Genomic DNA, 3,352 nt, shown 5'->3' with positions numbered 1-3,352 from the left:
GTTAGGGGCCAATGGGGCAGGTCAGGGCGGGGTTATGTCAGAGGCGGGAACAGTGAAACATTAAAAATCTGTTCCGGGAAGGGGATTTGATCCTGCCGCATCGCCTGCGGGATGTCACGAATTTCCGGAAACGCCGCCCCGGAAGCGTACCCGCCTGATATGCCGCGGCATTCGGGAAATTCCGGCGCAAAGCTTCAGGATTCTGCTCTTTACCCTGAATAATGTCAGGCCGGCATCGTCCCGGGGGCAGTATTGCCGGGCGGCTGCGAACCTGTTATTCCCGTATCTGTCGCATACTTTTCGGAATGAACAGTTACCATGCCTCTCATCATGTACTCCCGATCCTCGTCAATCATGATGAGCATGATAAAAGCGATTTCGGGGTCGAACTGGGTGCCCATGTTATTTTCGATTTCGGAACGCACCACATGCTGAGGCAGGGCCTTGCGGTAGCTGCGATCTGAAGTCATGGCGTCATAGCAGTCGGCAACGCAGATAATCCGGGCAATTTCCGGAATATCGGTTCCCGCCTTCCCGTCCGGATAGCCGCGGCCGTCGTAGCGTTCATGATGCCAGCGCGCTCCGATATAAAGGTTGGGCATCACTGAAATTTCCTTCAGAATTTCATAGCCCTTCACCGGATGGCTTTTTATCAGGGCAAATTCCTCGTCAGTCAGTTTGGCGGGCTTGTTGATAATCGTATCGGGAATCGCAATTTTGCCGACATCGTGCAGGAGCGCGACATTGAATATTTCCTCCTGCTCCATTTCAGACTTGCCCATGCGCCGCGCCAGTTCCCGGGAATACTGGGCCACCCGCAGCGAATGTCCCCGGGTATAGCTGTCCTTGGCATCGATGGCGTTGGCCAGAGCGTAGATGGTCTGATTCGAGAGAATTCTCAGTTTTTTGTTTTTATCGATGATTTCCATGGAGGTCATTTCGATTTCCCGGCGCAGCATATCCTGCATGCTCATCAGCTTCTGGACATACTCGGCGCTGTCGCAGATTTCATTTGACATATTGCCCAGCTCGTCGGTGATGTCAGTGCGCCGGAGTTCAATGTTATGAGCATCGATATCCTTGGAGATAAAACTCATAAACTTCGTCATGTTGTTGGTCATTTCACCGATGCGATGCTTGAATCGGTGGGAAATGTAATAGGTGATTATCAGCGCTATAAGCAGAATGATCACGGAAATCAGAATCGAGATCCGCAAAATCCTGTTCAGGAGAGCAAAGCTTTCCTGCACTGATATTTTGCCGACAATGGTCCATTCCAGTTCCGGGAGATACTCCGCCGCAATTATGTAATCCTGCTGATCCAGCGCGGAAGTGTAACGGGCGATTTTGAACTTGTTGCCGCCTGCCTTCTCCAGTTTCGGAAAATTGCTGTCCAGTTCGCCGGCCTTCTTCTTCAGGATGTAATCCTTGTTCGGATGCATCTGAACGAGGCCGTCATTGTTAATGGCGTAGTAGTAGCCGGAGACTCCCAGCTTGAGGTCAAAGAACATCTGCATGACCTTGTCGATCTTCACAATGGTGCCGGTAATGCCTATGAGCCTGCCGTCTGAAGGATCCTTTATCTTGTAGTTAATGAACATGAAAATTTCATCATTATCGTTGCCGCGGCGGTAATCGATGTTTACCTGATAATCCCGGTCGGAGTTAATGATGTAATTCATCCAGGAATCCTTGCCGTTAAGGTCGATTTTTCCTTCGTTCTGTCCCTGAATATAGTAGGTATTGGTGAGCAGAGAGACCAGAAACGTGCTGGTGAGCTGATTCTGTTTGATTATCGTTTTCTGATCCAGTTCGTAATGCTGCCGGCCTTCCTCGCTTTCCTTCTCTTCGAGCATCCAGTGGATAGTGTAATGGGATGAGGCCATATTGGCTGACATGATAATGTATGGTTTGATATAGCTTTCGATCTTGTTCAGCACCAGTTCGGTGTGGTTGGGAACGTACTTATTGATAAACCCGTCGGTAATGTTGGTGAAGGTGATCATATAGGATACGGAGGTAAGAGCGATAATCACGAATATGATCAGCGTGATAAAAACATACGCGATATGGTTGGTAAAGGAGCGGGTGGCTTTGCGATGTTCCATGGCGGCAATAATCAGTCAAAAACAGCGCTTAAGGCAGCAGCTGCGGTGTATTCCCTCGGGGCGGTTATGGCATGGTTCCGGTATGAATCTGTACGGCAAAAACAGGCTTTCCGCTGGGTTTTAATGCTCCGAAAACATTAAGGCATAAGCATTTTAAAATCAGGATACGGCTTCCGGCCTTTAAATATAAGCGCCGAAACGACGGAGCGGACAGATGCCATTGTCACATAAATGAAGCGCCTATGGAAACATTAATGTTAAAAAATGAACAAAGATCTCAAGTTTGTCACATCCAAACTGATGCTCAGGCCCTGCATATAAGATAAGGCTCTGGAAAAAAGTCCGGGCGATCATGATTACACGCCCGGAAGAAGGAAGCAATCAGGTGAAAAGGCGTGATTGTTTGCTTCATCTTCGCATCCGGTGATTATTGAGCGCCGGGATTCAGCCGGGGGCAAAGCGCCTTATCTCCCGGGCAGTCGCCGGATATCCGGGAAACTTGCCTTCAGACTGTAATCTGATGCCTGAAAACAAAATACGCGGGATCTCTCCGGGGTTTTGTTCAGTTCCTTTCCTGCAGAATCGCCTTGCGCGAACTGTTTCAGCAGCGGAGGATCAGTTAAGGCTTTCTCTAAAATATGACTGAGAACTGCGGTTTAGTTCTTGCCAGAGGATTTTTCCGCATGAAAAGCCTGTCTGACAGAGGAACGGAAACAGCCTCCGGTCTCCGAAGTTCCTGTTCTGAGAGATAAGCAGCCTTTTTCTCAAATTCCAGCCTGATTCTTCTGTTATCCGCCATTCTTTCGAGTTTTTCGTCAGTAAGTTCCGGATTCTCCTCATCCGGAACTCCGTATTTGCCCTCTGAAGCTTTTAGCCTTGTCAGCTTGTCATTTCTTGCTGTTTGAGGGATTTTGGTGAGCTGACCTGAAGTCCCCGGAAGCCCCTTCGGTCTTATCTGCGCCTTCTATATGCGGCTTCGGTTAGGAAATCTGAAATGGAAAAATGAATATTCTTGCTTTCCGGAATACCCGGTCTTATAACGAAATGATGACGGTCGCCGCGTTTTTTTAAACAGCCGGGTTCCGGACAGGATATTTTGCAGCGCGTTTATCACATGAAAGGAGTGCCGCGTATTTTCTGCTGTGGCCTCTTTAGCTGCATCTTAAGCAGTGATGCCTAAAACGCGCGGACAGGCGGAAAAAGCTTTTTCCCGCTATGCGAGTTTGCGGGAGACTCCGGACGGA

Annotated in this window: 1 protein-coding gene; it reads right to left on the bottom strand. The window is 49.0% G+C overall.

Annotation, left to right across the window (positions count from 1 at the left end):
- Window positions 1-224: 224 nt before the first annotated feature.
- Window positions 225-2,108 carry an HD domain-containing phosphohydrolase gene (locus ACJROR_RS11435; RefSeq protein WP_406547155.1) on the bottom strand — a complete coding sequence of 628 codons (1,884 nt, stop codon included), beginning with the start codon at window positions 2,106-2,108 and terminating at the stop codon, window positions 225-227.
- Window positions 2,109-3,352 lie beyond the last annotated feature (1,244 nt).

This window comes from Succinimonas sp. (assembly GCF_045225735.1).
GTDB lineage: Bacteria > Pseudomonadota > Gammaproteobacteria > Enterobacterales > Succinivibrionaceae > Succinimonas.
Note: the sequence above shows the minus strand (reverse complement) of the source record. Positions and strands in the feature narration are given on the sequence as shown.